The following is a 16,989-nucleotide window of genomic DNA, read 5'->3' as shown; positions in this document are numbered from 1 at the left end:
TGGCTTCGCTTCCCGTGGCCCCAGCTAAACCTCCCCTCCGTACGGAGAGAGAAAGTGACAGCCGCCTTCATTGCAGACGGCTCTGGCGTATCTGGCGACTTCGGAAAAAGCCCTTATACGTCGATCGCCGCATCCGACTTGACCTTCTTGCGCAACTCGAACTTCTGGATCTTGCCCGTCGATGTCTTGGGCAACGGCCCGAAGTACACCGCCTTGGGCACCTTGAAGCCCGCCAGCAGGGTGCGGCAATGGGCGATCAGCTCCTCGGCCGTGGCGCTGGCGCCATCCTTCAGTTCCACGAACGCGCAGGGCGTCTCGCCCCATTTCACATCCGGCTGCGCCACCACCGCCACGGCCAGCACGGCGGGATGGCGATAGATCGCGTCCTCCACTTCCACGCTGGAGATATTCTCGCCACCGGAGATGATGATGTCCTTGCTGCGGTCCTTGATCTTGACGTAGCCGTCCGGCGTGCACACGCCCAGGTCGCCGGTATGGAACCAGCCGCCGGCAAATGCCTCGCGCGTGGCCTTCTCGTTCTTGAGGTAGCCCTTCATGCAGATGTTGCCGCGGAACATGATCTCGCCGATTTCCTCGCCGTCCGAGGCCACCGGTTGCATGGTGTCCGGGTCCAGCACGGCCACCTCCGTCTGCAGGTGGTAACGCACGCCCTGCCTTGCCTTCTTGGTGGCGCGGTCCTCTTGCGACAGGCCGGCCCAGTCGTCCTGCTCGGCGCATACCGCGGCGGGGCCGTAGGTTTCGGTCAGGCCATAGACGTGGGTCAACGCGAAGCCCATGGCCTCCATCTGCGCTAGCACCGCGGCGGGCGGCGGCGCACCCGCGACCATGCCGCGCACCGGGCCGCGCAGGCCTTCGCGCCACGCCGGCGGGGCGTTAACCAGCGCGGTATGCACGATCGGCGCGGCACAATAGTGCGTCACGCCCTCGTCGCGCATCAGGTCGAACACCAGCTTGGGCTCGAACTTGCGCAGGCAGACGTTGACGCCGGCGCGTGCCGCGATGGTCCACGGAAAGCACCAGCCGTTGCAGTGGAACATCGGCAGCGTCCACAGGTACACCGCGTGCTTGGGCAGGTCCCACTCCAGGATGTTGGAGATGGCGTTGATGGCCGCGCCGCGATGGTGATAGACCACGCCCTTGGGGTCGCCGGTGGTGCCCGAGGTGTAGTTGAGCGCGATCGCATCCCACTCGTCAGCGGGCATTTGCCAGGCGAACTCCGGGTCGCCCGAGGCCAGCAGGCGCTCATAGTCGGTCTCGCCGAAGGCCGGGGCGTCCTGCGGGCCGAGCGCGTCAAGCACCGCCACCACCTTCAGCCCGGGAATCTCGTTGGCGATCTGCCGCGCCAGGTCGGCAAACTCGGTATCGGCCAGCAGCACCCGCGCTTCGCCATGGCGCAGCATGAAGATCAGGTTGGAAGCATCGAGCCGGATATTCAGCGCATTGAGGACCGCGCCCACCATCGGCACCCCAAAGTGCGCCTCCACCATGGCAGGCGTATTGGGCAGCAAGGCCGCAACGGTATCGCCCTTGCCCACGCCCAGGCGTGCCAGCCCGCTGGCCAGGCGCCGTGCCCGCGCGTAGGTGTCGCGCCAGTTCTGGCGTACCGGGCCGTGCACGATGGCCAGCCGGTCGCCATACACGCTGGCGGCGCGCGCCAGGAAATCGATGGGTGTGAGGGGTACGTGATTGGCCGGGTTCTTGCCCAGGCCAGTGTCGAAATCGCTTGGCATTGCCGTAGTCTCCGCATGCGCCGGCTGTGCGGGTATTGGCCCTCAGGATGAGCCGCGCGCCGCCGGTCGCTGTTACTTTTCACTGTGCAAGGCTATCATCGCACAGGACCAAGCTCTGTCGTCCGGATGACAATGCCCGTGCCGGGCCAAGCCGAAATCATGCCCAGCCTGCCCGCAGCCACACCCAGATCGCCTACCCCTCCCCCCGCAGATATCACGACGCCACCGCCCTGCACCGGGCATGCCGCCCTGCTTTCCCAGCATGAATGGTTCGCCGCGCTCGCGCCCAGCCACCAGGCGCTGGCAGCGCGGCAGGTGGTGGTGCAGGATTTTGCCGCTGGCGCCTTCATCGCGCATCGTGGCGAGCCATCGCGCTACTGGATCGGGGTGGAGACCGGCCTGATCAAGCTCGCGGTCTACACGCCGGATGGGCGCGGTTGCACCTTTTCGGGGGTACCGGCAGGCGGCTGGTGCGGAGAAGGCAGTGTCATCAAGCGCGAAGCGCGGAGATACGATGTGATCGCCATCCGCGACTCCCGCCTGGCGCTGGTGCCCGACACCGTGTTCCATACCTTGCTCAGCGAAAGCCTGCCGTTTGCCAGCTTTGTGGTGCGCCAGTTGAACGAGCGCATGGGCCAGTTCATCGCCACCGTGCAGAACGAGCGGCTGCTGAGCGTCGATGCCCGCGTGGCGCAGGCGGTTGCCCAGCTCTTCCACCCGGCGCTGTACCCCCGTACCAGCGCGGTGCTGGAGCTGTCCCAGGAGGAGATCGGCCTGCTGACGGGGCTCTCGCGCCAGCGGGTCAACCAGGCGCTGCGGCGCCTGGCGGCGGAGGGCATGGTCGATTTGTCGTACCAGAGCATCCGGGTGACCGACCTTGAGCGTTTGCGTCACTTTGGCCTGTCGGAGCTGTAGGCAGCGGCCATAGCGCAGCGGTCGCGGCCAAGGCTGGCGTTGAAACCCTCCTTCGGCATCGTGAAACTCACTGGCCGCGCGAAGCCGTACAATGCGATTTTTCCCCTGGCGCCGCGCCCGATGCGCGCCAGCCTGCGTCACCTGAGCTTCGCATGGCCCTCGTCAGCAGCACCGATCTGCGCCTGTCTCACCTGCGCTTCCCCTTTGCCGTGCGCGTCGATGCGCGGCATGGCACCGCGCGCCTGCGCGACGCGAATGCGCGGCGGGAGGTAACGCCTGGCAACCCGTTCGTGGTGCCGGCGTTTGCGTACTTCGATTGCGACCTGCTGCCGGCGCCGGGCCAAAGCACCGCCATCACGCTGCAGGAAGTGCCGGACGACGCATGCCCGCGCATGACCCTGGCCACCCTGCCGGGCTGCCCGTGCCATTCGGAGAAACACTGGTCACGCGCGCTTGCCGGCGAGATCTTCGGCCAGCCTCGGCTACCGTGGAATGCGGCACTGGTCGCCCAGCGATGGGAAGTCACCCCGCGGCTGGTACGCGCACGGCTATTCGCCGAGGGCGAGGCGCTAGGCGTGCTGCTGCGCGAGCAGCGCGTCGCGCGCGCGGTGTACCTGCTTGCGGGCGGCAGCGGCGTGCGCACCGATTGCCTGGCCGCGCAAGTGGGCCTGGGCAGCGTTGCTGCGTTGACCTCCGCTTGCGCGAACACGCTGGGCCCTGCCGCGTTGAGCCTGCTCGAAGCCAGCGACGACCGCGGGACCCCTCCCGGTCCGGCGCCGCGCTTGCACTTGGCGGCATAAGAGGCCGGCCCCTGGCGGTGACCGTGCAGTCGCGGATCTTCTGCTTTGTGCTGTCAGTGGCGCTGCCGGCCCGCTTGTAAAAACCTGCGGGATTTGTAAAAAGGGCTGGCAAGACCCCGCTAGCGGGCCCTGGCAAGTGCAGATCCACCGACTTGCGGTGCGTGTCCGACGCAGCATCTGTATGGACGAGGAAAGCGAAAGGCTGCGCCATCCCATGCCAGACAGGTATTTCCCAGGTATCAGCCGCGGCAAAACCCTCCCATGTGGCGCCAGCGCACAAGCAGTGGCACGCGCCTTGCACCTTTCCCTCTCGCGGCACTACCGCCGCGCCATGGAGACAGAGATGGGACAGCAACAGCAACCCGGCCAAGGCCAGCAAGACCAAAGCAAGCAGCACCAGCAAGGCGGCCAACAAGGCGGACAGCAAGGTGGCCAGGATCAGAAGGGCGGCCAGCAACAGCAGCAGGATCGCGGCCATGACAAGCAAGGCCAGCAAGGCCAGAAGACCGATCAGGCTGGGCAACAAAGCCAGCAAGGCCAGAAGAGTGGCCAGCAAGGCCAACGCTAGCCGCTTGGGGCTGCAACAGCCGCCCCAATAGCCTTCGGGACCTGACGCGACCCAACGCGACTGACCTTAGGCGACTGACCTTAGGCGACATAACGCACTTTGCCCGCGGCGACGTTCTCCGTCGCCGCGACACGCCGCCTGCCTGGCGAAAGCGGGGAGGCGGCGTCGTGTTGTCTGCCGAGGCACTGAGCCGCAAGCAGCGTGCCAGATAACATGAAACCTGAGGCGTCACGCCGATGACCTTAGCGCGCCTTCAGCAAATCCAGCGCCACGTCGACGATCATGTCTTCCTGCCCGCCCACCATGCGCCGGCGGCCCAACTCCACCAGCACGTCGACGGTCTTCAGACCATACTTGCTCGCCGCGGCCTCGCTGTGGCGCAGGAAGCTCGAGTACACCCCGGCATAGCCCAGCGCCAGCGTTTCGCGGTCGACCCGCACGGGACGGTCCTGCAGCGGACGCACGATGTCATCGGCCGCGTCCATCAGCCTGTACAGGTCGCAGCCGTGGTCCCATCCCATGCGCTCGGCGGCCGCGATAAAGACCTCCAGCGGCGCGTTGCCGGCGCCGGCGCCCATGCCGGCCAGGCTGGCGTCCACGCGGTCGCAGCCCTCCTCCACCGCCACGATGCTGTTGGCGACGCCCAGGCTCAGGTTGTGGTGCGCGTGCATGCCGGTCTGCGTTTCCGGCTTCAGCACCGTCTTGAAGGCGCGGAAGCGGTCGCGGACATCGTTCATGGTCAGCGCGCCGCCGGAGTCCACCACATAGCAGCAGGTGGCGCCGTAGCTCTCCATCAGCTTGGCCTGCGCGGCAAGGTTCTGCGGCGTGGTCATGTGGCTCATCATCAGGAAGCCAACGGCTTCCATGCCCAGATGGCGCGCGTACTCGATATGCTGCCGCGAGACGTCCGCCTCGGTGCAATGCGTGGCCACGCGGACGATACGCGCGCCGGCATCATAGGCAGCCTTGAGGTCGTGAACGGTGCCGATGCCGGGCAGCAACAGCGTGGCGATCTTTGCGTGCTTGACCACGCTGGCTGCGGCCTCGATCCATTCCAGGTCGGTGTGGGCGCCAAAGCCATAGTTGAAGCTGGATCCCTGCAGCCCATCGCCATGGGCCACTTCGATCGAATCGACCTTGGCGTCATCCAGCGCCTTGGCAATTTGCCGGGCCTGCTCGACGCTGTACTGATGGCGCACGGCGTGGCTGCCGTCGCGCAGCGTCACATCGGAAATGTAGATCTTCTTTTGGCCTTGCATGGCAGGCACTCCTTATCTGCAGGTGAGTCAGGCGGCGGCGCGCTGGGCAAGCATGGAGCTCGCCATCCGCTCGGCGATGGTGAGCGCGGCGCTGGTCATGATGTCGAGATTGCCGGCGTAGGCCGGGAGGTAGTGCGCCGCGCCCTCCACCTCCAGGAACACCGAGGTCTTGAGCCCGCTCACACGCCCCACCCCGGGCACCACCAGCGGCGCATCCGCCGGGATGCGGTCGAACTGCACCTTTTGCTTGAGGCGATAGCCGGGCACGTATTGCCGCACCTCGGCGGCCATGGCGTCGATCGACGCGGCGATGGCGGCCTCGTCCGCCATCTCGCTCAGGCAATACACCGTGTCACGCATGATCAGCGGTGGCTCGGCCGGGTTGAGCACGATGATGGCCTTGCCCTTGCTGGCCCCACCGATCGCTTCGATCGCCTTGGAGGTGGTCTCGGTAAATTCGTCGATGTTGGCGCGCGTGCCGGGGCCCGCGCTCTTGCTGGAGATGCTGGCCACGATCTCGGCATACAGCACCGGCGCCACCCGCGATATGGCCGCCACCATGGGGATGGTGGCCTGTCCGCCGCAGGTGACCATGTTGACGTTGTGCGCGTCCAGGTGCGCATCGCCGTTGACCAGCGGGATGCAGTAAGGGCCGATGGCCGCCGGCGTCAGGTCGATCATGCGCAGCGACGGCCGCAGGCCACGCAGGAACGCATCGTTCTTCACGTGCGCGCCGGCGCTGGTGGCATCGAACACCACATCGATATCGCCGAACACCGGCAGGCGCGTCAGTCCTTCCACGCCTTCGTGGGTGGTCGCCACGCCCAGGCGCGCGGCGCGCGCCAGGCCGTCCGATGCCGGGTCGATGCCGACCATCGCGCCCATCTCGACGTACGCGCCGTGGCGCAGGATCTTGATCATCAGGTCGGTGCCGATATTGCCGGAACCAATGATGGCGGCCTTCAGTTTGCGGGTCATGGATCTCTCCTGTTGGATCTCTTGCGTCATTCCACACTGGCGCCGCTGGCCTTGACCAGCGGGGCCCAACGCGTGCTTTCACTGTTGAGGAAGGCGCCGAACTGCTGCGGCGTCATGGGCAGCGCTTCCAGACCCTGGTCGGCAAAGCGCTTGGTCACCTCGGGTGCCTTGAGCGCCTTGAGCGCGGCCTCGTTGAGACGCGCGACAATGGCATCGGGCGTGCCGGCCTTGACCACCATGCCAAACCAGACGCCGGCATCCAGCCCGCCGATGCCGAGTTCGGAGAGCGTGCGTACGTCCGGCAGCGAAGGCGAGCGGCGCGGCGCCGCGATGGCCAGCGGCTTGACCTTGCCGCCCTTGATCAGCGGCGAGGTGGTGATCACCGGGTCGAACATCATGTCGACCTGCCCGGCCATCACGTCCTGCAAGGCCGGGGCTGAGCCCTTGTAAGCCACGTGCGTCATGTGACCGCCAGCCTTGTCGGCAAACAAGCCGCCCAGCAGGTGGCCGATCGAGCCGATCCCCTGCGAGGCATAGTTCACGCCGTTCGGCTTGCTCTTGGACAGCGCTACCAGGTCCTTGACGGAATTGACGGGGCTGCCCTGCGGCACCACCAGCACCAGGGGCGACGACGCCAGTGCCGTCACCGGCTTGAAATCCTTGAGCGGGTCGTACGAGAAATTGCGGTACAGGCCGGGATTGATCGCGAACATTTCGGTGGCGGCCACGAACATGGTGTAGCCATCCGCGTCAGCTCGCTTGACCGATTGCGCCGCGATCTGGCCGCCACCGCCGGGACGGTTCTCGACCACGACCGGCTTGCCAAGGCCGGTCTGCATCTGCTGCGCCATCTGGCGCGCAATCATGTCGGTCACGCCGCCGGCGGGGAACGGCACCACGATGGTCAGCGGGTGGCTGGGGAACGTGTCGGCATGGACGGGGGCGCTGCCAAGCACGCCGGCGGTCACGAGCAATGCGCCTGCGAGGATGGATCTGGTGGGTTGCATGTTGTCTCCTTGTGTATTTTTAATGTGGTAAAAAAGCTTGAGATGCCGCACGTCACCCCGGCGCAAACCGTGCCCGCACGCTGCCGATGCCGCTGATGCGGGCCTCGAAGCACTGCCCCGGCGCCGCGGCCGCCATCGGCCCCAGCGCACCGGTCAGGATCAGGTCGCCGGCTCGCAGCGGGTCCCCCAGCGAGGCCAGTTTCCGGGCCAGCCAGACTGCGGCGTTAAGCGGATGGCCAAGGCAATCCGCGCCGGAACCCGTGGAAACTCGCTCGCCATCACGCAGCATTTCCATCTTCACGGTCTTCAGGTCCAGGCCAGCCAACAGCACCGGCACCGCGCCCAGCACCACCAGGCCGCTGGAGGCGTTGTCAGCCACCGTATCCACGTACGAGATATCCCAGTTGCGGATGCGGCTGCCGACCACTTCAATCGCAGGCAGCACGTAGGCGACGGCGTTGATCAGGTCGACCAACGTCGCATCCTCAGCTGGGACATCGCGGCTCAGCACCAGCGCGACCTCGGCTTCGGCCTTCGGCTGCAGGGTGCGGGCGAGCGGAATCGGCTCGTCGTCGCCGAAGACCATGTCGGCAAACAACGTGCCAAAGTCGGGCTGGTCCACGCCAAGCTGGCGCTGCACCGCGAGCGAGGTCAGGCCGATCTTGCGGCCAACCACGCGGCGGCCCTGGGCCCGCCACGCGTCGACGTTGGCGCGCTGGATGGCATAAGCCATCGCTGCATCGCCCGGCGGGATTTCGCCGCGCAGCGGCTCGACCGGCGTGCGCCTCTGCTCTGCCTCGCGCAGCCGCCTGGCGAGCGCGAGCGTCATTTCCTGGTTTGACATGGTTGGTCCTGGTTGGGTTATGCGTGCCCGGTGGCGGGCTGTGCCTGCATCACGCCGAAGCCTGCGATCCACTCGTCGATGGGCCGGTAGTACTCGATCGATGCCTGGTAAGGCCCGGCGGCCGCCAGCGCGCCAAAGGCGGCGATCCAGGTGCGGATCTCGTGCGCCGACTTGCCGGCGTCGCGCGTGATGTCGTCATTGCGCATGGCATCCACCGCTGCAAGGTTTGCGCCGGCCAGCCGTTCCAGGAAGGCGCGGTCCCATGCCGGATTGAGCGGATGCAGGGGGCTGTCGCCTTTGGTGAACGCTTGCGCGGCGGCCACGGTACGCGCCTGGCGGGCAGCACGCGACTCGGGCGGCGGATTGCGCCCGGCAATCAGGCGCTCGGCGGCCTCCGCATTGGCCGAGGCGATTTCCGGCACGGGCGGCTCGTGCGAGATGCCGCCCGACCCCACCACCAGCACACGCTTGCCCAGGCCCTGCAGGAAGCGTCCGATCGCGTCGCCAAGCAGCCGCGCACGCCGGCACGTTGCCATGGGCGGCGCCACCGAGTTGATGAAGACAGGGATGACCGGGCAAACGTCCAGCCCGCCCAGCAGGACTTCCAGCGCCTGCGCGCAGCCGTGGTCCACCTGCATGCGGTACGACACGGCCACATCCACGTCGCGGTCCAGCACCGCCTGCGCCATCGCGAGCGCGGTGGCGCGCGGCACATCGAGCGGGCCCGCCAGGCTCTTGAAGTCGCCAATGGCACTGGCCGCCACGCCGATGCAGAACTGCGGCATCACGTCGTAAAAGAAGCCGTTGAAGTGATCCGGCGCAAAGACCACCACCAGCTCCGGCGCAAAGGCTTGCACGCGAGCGCGCGCCGCGGCCTGCACGCGCTCCACTTCGGCCACGATCTCCGGCGCGGGATCGTGGTAGCCATGCAGCGGCGTGTGGGACAGGCATTCGAGATGCATCGGCATGTCAGGCTCCCCGCGCAAAGGCGATGGCGTGGTCGCGCGCCGGCTGCGTGCCTGGCTGCGCGGGCAAAGCGCCCGGCGCAGCGTCAGCCGACGGTGACGCGTCGGACAGCGCGAGCTTTGCGGCCAGCACCTGGATGGCATCGGACACTTGCTGCGGCGAGCACAACCCGGCGATAAAGCGGTCGGGGCGCAGCAGCACCACGGAGCCGGGCAGCTTGCCGAACCAATCCTTGAGACGCCCGGCAGTGTCGCCGATGGCGATCACCCCTTGCGGCACGTCGTCGCGATAGGCAAGCTGCGTATCGGGCTTGGCCATGACGAAGCACGCGCCCAGCTTTTCCCAGACGGTGCGCGCTTGTGGCGTCAGGCCAAAGGTCGGGTCCGCGCCCCAGGCGATGATGGCAAAGCGATTGCCGATCACGTCGTCCAGGCGCACGGTATGACCTTGCTCGGTCCGCACCATTGGCTGGATGAACATGCGCCCAACCGGCGAGCTTCCCGCCGGATCGCGGCCGTGAACGAGCCGGCCAACCAGCGAATCCCGCTTCTCGCTCATCAGGCCCAGCATGCGTCCCAGCGGCGAGTTGCCGGAGCGCTCCAGCAAGCGCGCGAGGAACCGGTCGTCACCCTGGCGCTCGGGCAATAGCACCACGCCCGATTCATAACGCGGCATGGGCTTGAAGCGCATCTCCACGAAGTACCGCTTGACCGAGGGAAACACGTTCAGCACACAGGTCAGGCCATCGCGCAGCGACGCGCCGAAGCGGCTGGCGGGCGCGAAGATATCGCCCGCCACTTCGGACAGGTGGATCATCGAGCGCGCATGAGCGCGCCGCTCCATGCTGTAGGTATCCAGCAGCCGGTCCTGCGCCACGCCCTTGACCACCATCGCCAGCTTCCAGCCCAGGTTGCTCGCGTCGCGGATGCCGCTGTTGTAGCCCTGCCCCTGCCAGACCGGCATGATGTGCGCGGCGTCGCCCGCCAGCAGCACGCGCTTGACGCGGAAGGTCCGCGCCAGGCGCGCGTTATGGGTGTAGACGCGCTTGCGGATGTAGTCGACCTTGTCCGGATCGGCCACTACCTTGCGGATCAGCGCGGCGAGGTTCTCCGGCCGGGACAGCTCCTCTTCCGTCTCGCCGGGCATGACCATGAACTCGAAGCGGCGGATCCCGTGCGGGAGCGCGGCCGACACATAGGGACGCGTCGGGTCGCAGTGCATGTAGATATGTGGCGTGCCGATCGGGTCATTGCGCACGTCCACCACGATCCACTGGTTGGGCTTGGTGCGGCCTTCAAACGGCACGTCCAGCGTACGCCGCACGACGCTGTTGCCGCCATCGCAGCCGGCCAGGTAGGCGGCGCGGATGGCGGTGACACGTCCGTGCGCGTCTTCCGCGCGGATCGTCACGCCGTGTTCGTCCTGCGTGAAGGCCGATAGGCCGTGGCCGAACAGCACCTGTACATGGGGAAAGCGCCGCAGGCCCTCGTACAGGATCCGGTCCGCCAGCGGCTGGATAAAGGCGTTGCGGCGAGACCAGCCAAACTCGTCGGTGCGCGGCTCGATCGACGCAAAGCAGCGGCCGGTGTGCGTGACAAAGCGCATCCAGTGGTGCGGCGTGGTATGCGGCAGCAGTGCATCGGCCAGGCCAACGGACTGGAACACCCGCAGCGCCTCGTCGTCCAGGCCAATGGCGCGGGGGTAGTCGATGATCTGGTCCAGCTTCTCGACCAGCACGACGCGCACACCCTGCAGCCCAAGGATGTTGGCAATCATCAGGCCCACCGGGCCGGCGCCGATGATGGCGACGTCGGTGTCCAGATCCCGCGGACGAGCGTCTGCGCCCGCCATCTCGATGGCGTTGTTCATGTCTCCTCTCCTGCTTGTCCGGTACTTGCCGGCTTAAACCGTGGCCGCTTCCGGCACGGCATTGCCGAGCAGGAAATTCAGGTGAATGCGGTTGAAGGTGTCGGCATCCTCGAACTGCGGCCAGTGGCCGCAACCGTCCATCACCGTGAACAGCGCGCCGGGAATCATGGTGGCGATGCGCCGTCCTTCCGACACATCGGCGGTGGGATCGTCGGAGGTCCACAGCACCAGCGTCGGGGCCTTGATGCGGCCATAGTGCTCGGCGCGAAGGATGTTGCGCTGGCGCGTTTCCATGTCCTGCAGCACCATGTTGCCGCGCTGGGCCTCGACCATGCCCGGTTGCGCGTAGATGGCCTGACGCGTGGCGATCAGGTCGTCGAAGGCCTTGGCCTTGTCGGCCATCAGCCATTCCACGCGCGCCTTGATGAAATCCCAGCCCGGTTCTTCCACGGCGCGCATGGACAGCGTCTTGAGGCGCTCCATCACCACCGGGTCCGCCTGCGAGCCACCCGCGGTGTTGAGCACCAGCCGCTCCACGCGTTCGGGGTGGTCAATCGCCAGGCGCGAGGCCACCCAGCCGCCCAGCGATTCCCCGCTGAACGCAGCGCGCGCGATGCCGAGGGTATCCATCACGCGGATCACGTGGTCGACGTAATCGGATATCTCGCGCCCGCCCGCCGGCTTGTCGGTCCAGCCGTGGCCGATCATGTCGATGGCCCATACGTCGAAATGCTCGGCATGCGATTGCAGGTTGCGCACGTAGGCCTCGGCGTGGCCGCCGACGCCGTGCAACAGGATCAAAGCGGGCTTGTCGCTGCTGCCGGCATGCAGGTAGCGGGTGCGGATGCCCTTGGCATCGAGCCAGCCCTGGCTGAAGGAGACGCCGCGCAACTCGCCCCAGATGCTCTGGAACGGCAGCTCGGGCTGGCTGGACGGGACGGACTTGAGGGGCGTGGCAGCGGTCGACATCGTGTCTCCTTCGTTCGTGAATGTTTTTGAATGGCTAACTGGTACAGCGGAGTGTAGAGAGCCGATTGCATCCGGACAAAAAAACGAACAGAATGTGCAAGGAGTGCACAACGTTGATTTAAAAGGGTTTTTTATGCCTGGAATGCCTGGAATGCCTGGGGTGCCTGATCGCCGCATCTCGCCTTACGCCAGCGTGCGCGGGCTGACCCGTGGCCTGGACGTGCTCAAGGCGCTGAACCGGATGGAAAGCGGGCGCGGGACCGCGCAGCAGCTGAGCGAGCTGACCGGGCTGCACCGCACCACGGTCAGACGCCTGCTGGAAACGCTGATCGCGGAGGGTTTCGTGCGCCGCAGCGACTCGGACGACAGCTATCGCCTGACGCTGCAGGTCAGGGCCTTGAGCGAAGGCTTCAATGACGATGAGTGGATCTCCACCATCGCCGCGCCGCTGATGGGCGAGCTGCTGCAGCGCGTGCTATGGCCGTCGGACCTGACGACGCCCGACGGCGACGCCATGATCATTCGCGAGACCACGCACCGCTTCAGCCCGCTGTCCTTTCACCGCGCCATGGTCGGGCGGCGCCTGCCGATGCTGTCGACGGCCGCCGGGCGGGCCTATTTCGCGTTTTGTGGCGAAGGGGAACGGGAGGACATCCTCAACCTGCTGCGCTCAGGTGGCGGCAGCGATGAGCAGGCAGCGCTGGCCAACAACGCCGCCTATGTGCGCAAGCTGGTTGCGCACGTGCGCGAGGATGGCTTTGGGTCGAATCGCGGCGACTGGCTGGAGCAGCGCAAGATCGGCGCGGTCGCCGTGCCGATCCGGCACGCGGACCGCGTGCGCGGCAGCCTCAACGTGGTGTATCTCGCGCGCGCCCTGAGCGAGCAGGAGGCGATCAAGCGCTTCGTGGCACCGCTGCAGGACATAGCCAGCCGCGTGCAGGCAGCCATGGCCTCGCCGGCGCCCGCGCGGCGGACCACTTAGGCTAGGCTCAATCCAGCACGATCTTGTGCGCGCGGATCAAGGCGCCCCATTTGGCGCGCTCATTGTCCACGAACGCGGCAAAGCCCGCCCGGCTATCGCCCATGGGCTCCAGCCCAAGCTCCTGCATTTGCTTGACCACCGCCGGGTCCTTCAGCGCTGCGGCAATGGCCGCGTTAAGCTTGTCGACCGAGGCCGGCGGCGTGCCGGCCGGGACCACTACGCCCTGCCACGCGAATGCCGTGAAGCCAGCCAGCCCGGCCTCGGCAAAGGTTGGCACATCCGGCAGCACCGCCGAGCGCTGCTCCGCGGGCAGCGCGATGGCGCGCAGCCGGCCGGCGCGGATCAACGGCACCGCGGCCGAGAGATCGGCCATCATGAAATCGACCTGCCCGCCCGCCACGTCCTGCAACGCGGGTGGCGTGCCTTTATACGGCGCGTGGACGGCGCTAGCCTGCACGCGGTCGAGCAGCAGCTCGGCGCTCAGGTGGTGGGGGCTGCCGGTGCCGACAGAGGCATAGGTGGCCTTGCCCTGCCCCGCTTTCAGCCACGTGATGAACTCGTGCAAGGTCTTTACCGGCAAGGCTGGGTTGGCGACCAGTATCACGGGCAGCTTCACCAGGGAGGTCACCAGCGTGAAATCCCTGGCGGCGTCATAGGGTAGCTTGCGATACAGCGCCGGGTTAAGCACCAGCGTACCCTGCCCGGCAGTCAGCACCGTAGCGCCGTCGGCACGCGCCTTGGCCACGTCCTGCGCGGCGAGGATGGTGGCGCCGCCCGGCTTGTTGTCGACCACGAAGTTCTGGTGCATGGCCGGCGCGATCTTCTGCGCGACGATGCGCGTGGCGAGGTCACTGCCGCCGCCAGCGGTGTAGGGCACCACCCAGCGTGCGGCGGGGTCGGCGGCGTGAGCGGCGCTGGTCCCGCCCAGCGCTATCGCCAATCCTGTGGCAACGCGCGAAGCATGCTGCGCCATGGCATAGAGGCGCGTGCGCCGGGCGCAGGCGTTTGCTTGCATGATTGGGTCTCCTCCGATTCTTCTGTTGTTTGTTTTTTTGCTTTGTGCAATCCGCAGCTAGTACGTCTTATCCTGGCTGGTCCCCGCACTGCCCTGGCCCTTGAACTGCGCGGCAAGACTCTCTGCCGCCCGGGCCAGCATCGTGGCATCCACGCCAACGGCGGTGAACGTCGTGCCCAGCGCCATGTACTGCCGCGACTGCGCCACGTCCGCGCTGAGGATGCCCGCGCCCTTGCCGGCGCGGCGGATGCGCGCGATGGCGTCGGCGATGGCGCTCTGCACGTCCGGGTGGCCCGGGTTGCCGAGATGGCCCATGTCGGCGGCGAGATCCGCCGGGCCGATGAACACGCCATCCACGCCTTCGGTGGCGGCGATGGCATCGAGGTGCGCAAGCCCGGCGCGCGTCTCCACCTGCACCAGCACGCACATCTCGCCGTTGGCCTGGGCCAGGTAGCCGCCGACACGGTTCCAGCGCGAGGCACGCGCCATTGCGCTGCCCACGCCGCGCACGCCTTGCGGCGGGTAGCGGGTGGCGGCAACCGCGGCGGCCGCCTCGGTCGCGTCCTGCACCATCGGCACGAGCAGGGTCTGCACGCCCAGGTCAAGCAACTGCTTGATCTGCACGGTGTCGTTCCACGACGCACGCACCACCGGCCGCACGGGATAGGCGGCCAGCGCCTGCAGTTGCGCCAGGATGGACGGCACGGTGTTGGGTGCGTGCTCGCCGTCGATCAGCAGCCAGTCGAAGCCGGCGTCGGCCAGTACTTCGGCGGTGTAGGGACTGGCCAGGCCGAGCCACAGACCGATCTGCTGCTCGTTGGCGGCAAGCGCGCGCTTGAAGGTATTGAGGGGGATTTCCATGATGGCGTCCGGGTCAGGCGTTCAGCCGAAGTGGCAGGCCACGGCGCCCAGCGCGCCATAGTCCACGTGGAATGTATCACCCGGGCTGGCCGCCACCGGCCGCGTGAAGGAGCCGCCGAGGATCACCTCGCCCGCTTCCAGGCCCACGCCATGCGGATGCAGCTTGTTGGCCAGCCATGCCACGCCGTTGGCGGGATGGTTGAGCACACCGGCGGCCACGCCGGTTTCCTCGATCACGCCGTTGCGCGACATGATGGCCGAGACCCAGCGCAGGTCCACATCGAACGGCCGCACCGGGCGCCCGCCCATCACCACGCCGGCATTGGCCGCGTTGTCGGCGATGGTGTCGAACACCTTGCGCGGGCGCTTGCTGTCGGGGTCGATCCCATGGCTGCGCGCATCGATGATCTCCAGCGCGGGGATCACGTAGGCGGTAGCGTCATACACGTCGAACAGCGTGCAGTTCGGCCCCTTGAGCGGCTTGTCCAGCACGAAGGCCAGCTCCACCTCCACGCGCGGCACGATAAAGCGCCCCGGCGGGATCGTCGCACCGTCCTGGAAGAACATGTCGTCCAGCAAGGTGCCGTAGTCAGGCTCGTCGATCTGCGAGGAAAGCTGCATGGCGCGCGAGGTCAGGCCGATCTTGTGGCCCTTGATGGTGCGGCCTTCGGACAGCTTGTGGGCCAGCCACTCGCGCTGGATGGCGTAGGCATCTTCAATCGTGATGTCAGGGTGGTCCAGCGAGATTTGCCGGATCTGCCGGCGCGATTGCTCTGCGCCGTGCAGGCGATGGGCGATCTGGTGGATCAGCTCTGGGCTGAGCATGGGGTCTCCGTGGGAAGCGTTGAGCGTTGTGCGCAGGGGCCTGTTGGTCGACGGTGGAACCGGTCAGGCCTTCTTGAAACGGGCGTGCACGTTGTTGTGCTTGTAGCTGCCACCCTCGTTGAACTCGACCAGCTCCATTGACAGCGCCAGGTAGCGCCGCGCATATAGCTCGGCAAAGTGCGCCTTGACAGCCTCGAAGAGCGCATCGCATGCCGCCTTCTTGGCCGCCTCGGGACGCCCGGCGCCGATCTTCAGCGTGATGTGGACGAAGGCGTAGTCCTCCTCGCCGTCGGCCATGCGGTAGTCGGCCAGCGCCAGCGCGCGCGAGCGGATGCCGCCGATGGGAAACACGCCGTCCTGCGCGATCAGCACGTCGTTGATGGTCTTGAGCAGGGTGGGCACGCGCGCGTCGGCGCGGATGTTGTCCGTGTACTCGACGATGATGTGGGGCATTGGCAGGCCTCTCCGATAAAGCGTGAATCGTAATCCGTGATCGGTGATCCCTCAGCACACCGGGAAGATCGCATTGATCTGGCCGGTGCCCGAGCTGGTGAAGTAGTCGGTGATGATCTCCACCGGGCGCTCGTACTTGTCCCAGCCCAGCAGGCCCAGCAGCATGGCGGTGTCATGCATGCCGCCCTCGCCGATGCAGTGCTCGTTGTACTCAGGCAACATGCGGCAGAAGGTGGCCCAGTCGCCCTGCTTCCAGAGTTCCACCACGCGCAGGTCCACCTGCTTGAAGAACTCGCGGCTGATCTGGTGGATGCTCTCCTCGGGGCTGTTGTTGTCGTTGAAGCGGTGCGACAGCGAGCCGCTGGCGAGAAACGCCACATTGGCATCGCTGGCCTCGATGGACGCACGCAGCGCCTCGCCAAAGCGGCGGCTCTCATCGAGCTGGTGCCAGGCGCACCAGGCCGCGATGGAAACCACCTTGAAATGGCGGTCTGCGTTCATGTAACGCATCGGCACCAGCGTGCCGTATTCCAGCTCCAGGCTGGCGATCTCGTGGGCGCGGGTCATGACGCCCTGCTCGCATGCGGTGCTGGCGATCAGCCGGCCCAGTTCGGGATTACCGTCATAGGCGTAGGCCATGTCCTTGATGAAATGCGGCAGCTCGTTGCTGGTGTAGATGCCCTCGAAGTGCGCATTGCAGTTGACGTGGTAGCCGGCGTTGACCAGCCAGTGCACATCGGCCACCACGATGGTGTCGACGCCCAGCTCCCGGCAGCGCCGGCCGATTTCGCGGTGCCCGGCAATCGCCGCCTCACGGCAGCCGTGGTGCTTGCCCGGCAGCTCGGACAGGTACATCGACGGCACGTGCGTGACCTTGGCGGCGAGGGATAGCTTGCCCATGGCGGTGTCTCCTGTTTTGTTTTGGTG

At 66.8% G+C, this 16,989-nt stretch carries 17 protein-coding genes; 4 read left to right on the top strand and 13 right to left on the bottom strand.

Annotated elements, in window-relative coordinates:
- Positions 1-113 precede the first annotated feature (113 nt).
- Positions 114-1,751 (bottom strand): acyl-CoA synthetase, encoded by a 1,638-nt coding sequence (locus tag AC1RQC_RS16345; RefSeq protein WP_492372054.1) that lies wholly within the window; start codon positions 1,749-1,751, stop codon positions 114-116.
- Positions 1,752-1,910: 159 nt separating this feature from the next.
- Between AC1RQC_RS16345 and AC1RQC_RS16340 the strand changes: the two genes are divergently transcribed.
- The 3 genes from AC1RQC_RS16340 to AC1RQC_RS16330 all read left to right on the top strand — a co-directional run bounded on the left by AC1RQC_RS16340 (position 1,911) and on the right by AC1RQC_RS16330 (position 4,034).
- Entirely contained in the window at positions 1,911-2,666 is a 756-nt protein-coding gene (locus AC1RQC_RS16340; protein WP_492372055.1) for a Crp/Fnr family transcriptional regulator, read from the top strand.
- Between the two features lie 152 nt (positions 2,667-2,818).
- Positions 2,819-3,466: an AraC family transcriptional regulator gene (locus AC1RQC_RS16335; RefSeq protein ID WP_492883979.1), complete on the top strand. Its 648-nt coding sequence runs from the start codon at positions 2,819-2,821 to the stop codon at positions 3,464-3,466.
- A 343-nt stretch (positions 3,467-3,809) separates the two neighbouring features.
- Positions 3,810-4,034: a hypothetical protein gene (locus AC1RQC_RS16330; RefSeq protein ID WP_492372057.1), complete on the top strand. Its 225-nt coding sequence runs from the start codon at positions 3,810-3,812 to the stop codon at positions 4,032-4,034.
- A 242-nt stretch (positions 4,035-4,276) separates the two neighbouring features.
- Here the strand turns inward: AC1RQC_RS16330 and dmpG are convergent, their stop codons facing one another.
- From dmpG to AC1RQC_RS16295, 7 genes are read right to left on the bottom strand one after another with little or no spacing between them, the layout of a single operon-like run.
- Positions 4,277-5,293 carry a 4-hydroxy-2-oxovalerate aldolase gene (dmpG, locus tag AC1RQC_RS16325; protein WP_492372058.1) on the bottom strand — a complete coding sequence of 339 codons (1,017 nt, stop codon included), beginning with the start codon at positions 5,291-5,293 and terminating at the stop codon, positions 4,277-4,279.
- A 27-nt stretch (positions 5,294-5,320) separates the two neighbouring features.
- The gene (locus AC1RQC_RS16320) at positions 5,321-6,271 is read right to left on the bottom strand and encodes an acetaldehyde dehydrogenase (acetylating) (RefSeq protein WP_492883977.1); all 951 of its coding nucleotides are present in this window, start codon (positions 6,269-6,271) and stop codon (positions 5,321-5,323) included.
- 26 nt (positions 6,272-6,297) lie between these two features.
- On the bottom strand, positions 6,298-7,278 hold the full coding sequence (locus AC1RQC_RS16315; protein WP_492372060.1) for a Bug family tripartite tricarboxylate transporter substrate binding protein: 981 nt from the start codon (positions 7,276-7,278) through the stop codon (positions 6,298-6,300).
- A gap of 52 nt (positions 7,279-7,330) precedes the next feature.
- Positions 7,331-8,122 (bottom strand): 2-keto-4-pentenoate hydratase, encoded by a 792-nt coding sequence (gene mhpD, locus AC1RQC_RS16310; protein WP_492372061.1) that lies wholly within the window; start codon positions 8,120-8,122, stop codon positions 7,331-7,333.
- A gap of 17 nt (positions 8,123-8,139) precedes the next feature.
- Positions 8,140-9,090, bottom strand: a complete 951-nt coding sequence (locus AC1RQC_RS16305; RefSeq protein WP_492372062.1) for a 3-carboxyethylcatechol 2,3-dioxygenase — start codon at positions 9,088-9,090, stop codon at positions 8,140-8,142.
- 1 nt (position 9,091) lies between these two features.
- A complete protein-coding gene (locus AC1RQC_RS16300; protein ID WP_492372063.1) occupies positions 9,092-10,957 on the bottom strand; it encodes a bifunctional 3-(3-hydroxy-phenyl)propionate/3-hydroxycinnamic acid hydroxylase in 1,866 nt (621 codons plus the stop codon).
- Positions 10,958-10,990: 33 nt separating this feature from the next.
- A complete protein-coding gene (locus tag AC1RQC_RS16295; protein WP_492807132.1) occupies positions 10,991-11,926 on the bottom strand; it encodes an alpha/beta fold hydrolase in 936 nt (311 codons plus the stop codon).
- Positions 11,927-12,101: 175 nt separating this feature from the next.
- Here AC1RQC_RS16295 and AC1RQC_RS16290 point away from each other — a divergent pair, with 175 nt between their 5' ends.
- The gene (locus tag AC1RQC_RS16290; RefSeq protein WP_492372080.1) at positions 12,102-12,908 is read left to right on the top strand and encodes a DNA-binding transcriptional regulator; all 807 of its coding nucleotides are present in this window, start codon (positions 12,102-12,104) and stop codon (positions 12,906-12,908) included.
- 7 nt (positions 12,909-12,915) lie between these two features.
- Here the strand turns inward: AC1RQC_RS16290 and AC1RQC_RS16285 are convergent, their stop codons facing one another.
- The 5 genes from AC1RQC_RS16285 to hpaD all read right to left on the bottom strand — a co-directional run bounded on the left by AC1RQC_RS16285 (position 12,916) and on the right by hpaD (position 16,962).
- On the bottom strand, positions 12,916-13,923 hold the full coding sequence (locus tag AC1RQC_RS16285; RefSeq protein WP_492372065.1) for a Bug family tripartite tricarboxylate transporter substrate binding protein: 1,008 nt from the start codon (positions 13,921-13,923) through the stop codon (positions 12,916-12,918).
- 57 nt (positions 13,924-13,980) lie between these two features.
- Complete coding sequence (gene hpaI / locus AC1RQC_RS16280) at positions 13,981-14,784, bottom strand: 4-hydroxy-2-oxoheptanedioate aldolase (protein WP_492372066.1); 804 nt, start codon at positions 14,782-14,784, stop codon at positions 13,981-13,983.
- Positions 14,785-14,805: 21 nt separating this feature from the next.
- Positions 14,806-15,609: a 2-oxo-hept-4-ene-1,7-dioate hydratase gene (hpaH, locus tag AC1RQC_RS16275; RefSeq protein ID WP_416052332.1), complete on the bottom strand. Its 804-nt coding sequence runs from the start codon at positions 15,607-15,609 to the stop codon at positions 14,806-14,808.
- A gap of 63 nt (positions 15,610-15,672) precedes the next feature.
- Positions 15,673-16,062 (bottom strand): 5-carboxymethyl-2-hydroxymuconate Delta-isomerase, encoded by a 390-nt coding sequence (locus AC1RQC_RS16270; protein WP_492372068.1) that lies wholly within the window; start codon positions 16,060-16,062, stop codon positions 15,673-15,675.
- A 51-nt stretch (positions 16,063-16,113) separates the two neighbouring features.
- Entirely contained in the window at positions 16,114-16,962 is an 849-nt protein-coding gene (gene hpaD, locus AC1RQC_RS16265) for a 3,4-dihydroxyphenylacetate 2,3-dioxygenase (RefSeq protein ID WP_492883974.1), read from the bottom strand.
- Between the last annotated feature and the right edge of the window lie 27 nt (positions 16,963-16,989).

It is taken from the genome of Cupriavidus sp. GW822-FHT03E04, from assembly GCF_058801495.1.
This window is presented reverse-complemented; position numbering and strand designations above follow the sequence as displayed.

What these genes read in the sequence shown, in the direction of transcription:
- AC1RQC_RS16345 (WP_492372054.1), bottom strand. Translation starts at nt 1,751, where the DNA reads ATGCCAAGCGATTTCGACACTGGCCTGGGCAAGAACCCGGCCAATCAC.
- AC1RQC_RS16340 (WP_492372055.1), top strand. Translation starts at nt 1,911, where the DNA reads ATGCCCAGCCTGCCCGCAGCCACACCCAGATCGCCTACCCCTCCCCCC.
- AC1RQC_RS16335 (WP_492883979.1), top strand. Translation starts at nt 2,819, where the DNA reads ATGGCCCTCGTCAGCAGCACCGATCTGCGCCTGTCTCACCTGCGCTTC.
- AC1RQC_RS16330 (WP_492372057.1), top strand. Translation starts at nt 3,810, where the DNA reads ATGGGACAGCAACAGCAACCCGGCCAAGGCCAGCAAGACCAAAGCAAG.
- dmpG (WP_492372058.1), bottom strand. Translation starts at nt 5,293, where the DNA reads ATGCAAGGCCAAAAGAAGATCTACATTTCCGATGTGACGCTGCGCGAC.
- AC1RQC_RS16320 (WP_492883977.1), bottom strand. Translation starts at nt 6,271, where the DNA reads ATGACCCGCAAACTGAAGGCCGCCATCATTGGTTCCGGCAATATCGGC.
- AC1RQC_RS16315 (WP_492372060.1), bottom strand. Translation starts at nt 7,278, where the DNA reads ATGCAACCCACCAGATCCATCCTCGCAGGCGCATTGCTCGTGACCGCC.
- mhpD (WP_492372061.1), bottom strand. Translation starts at nt 8,122, where the DNA reads ATGTCAAACCAGGAAATGACGCTCGCGCTCGCCAGGCGGCTGCGCGAG.
- AC1RQC_RS16305 (WP_492372062.1), bottom strand. Translation starts at nt 9,090, where the DNA reads ATGCCGATGCATCTCGAATGCCTGTCCCACACGCCGCTGCATGGCTAC.
- AC1RQC_RS16300 (WP_492372063.1), bottom strand. Translation starts at nt 10,957, where the DNA reads ATGAACAACGCCATCGAGATGGCGGGCGCAGACGCTCGTCCGCGGGAT.
- AC1RQC_RS16295 (WP_492807132.1), bottom strand. Translation starts at nt 11,926, where the DNA reads ATGTCGACCGCTGCCACGCCCCTCAAGTCCGTCCCGTCCAGCCAGCCC.
- AC1RQC_RS16285 (WP_492372065.1), bottom strand. Translation starts at nt 13,923, where the DNA reads ATGCAAGCAAACGCCTGCGCCCGGCGCACGCGCCTCTATGCCATGGCG.
- hpaI (WP_492372066.1), bottom strand. Translation starts at nt 14,784, where the DNA reads ATGGAAATCCCCCTCAATACCTTCAAGCGCGCGCTTGCCGCCAACGAG.
- hpaH (WP_416052332.1), bottom strand. Translation starts at nt 15,609, where the DNA reads ATGCTCAGCCCAGAGCTGATCCACCAGATCGCCCATCGCCTGCACGGC.
- AC1RQC_RS16270 (WP_492372068.1), bottom strand. Translation starts at nt 16,062, where the DNA reads ATGCCCCACATCATCGTCGAGTACACGGACAACATCCGCGCCGACGCG.
- hpaD (WP_492883974.1), bottom strand. Translation starts at nt 16,962, where the DNA reads ATGGGCAAGCTATCCCTCGCCGCCAAGGTCACGCACGTGCCGTCGATG.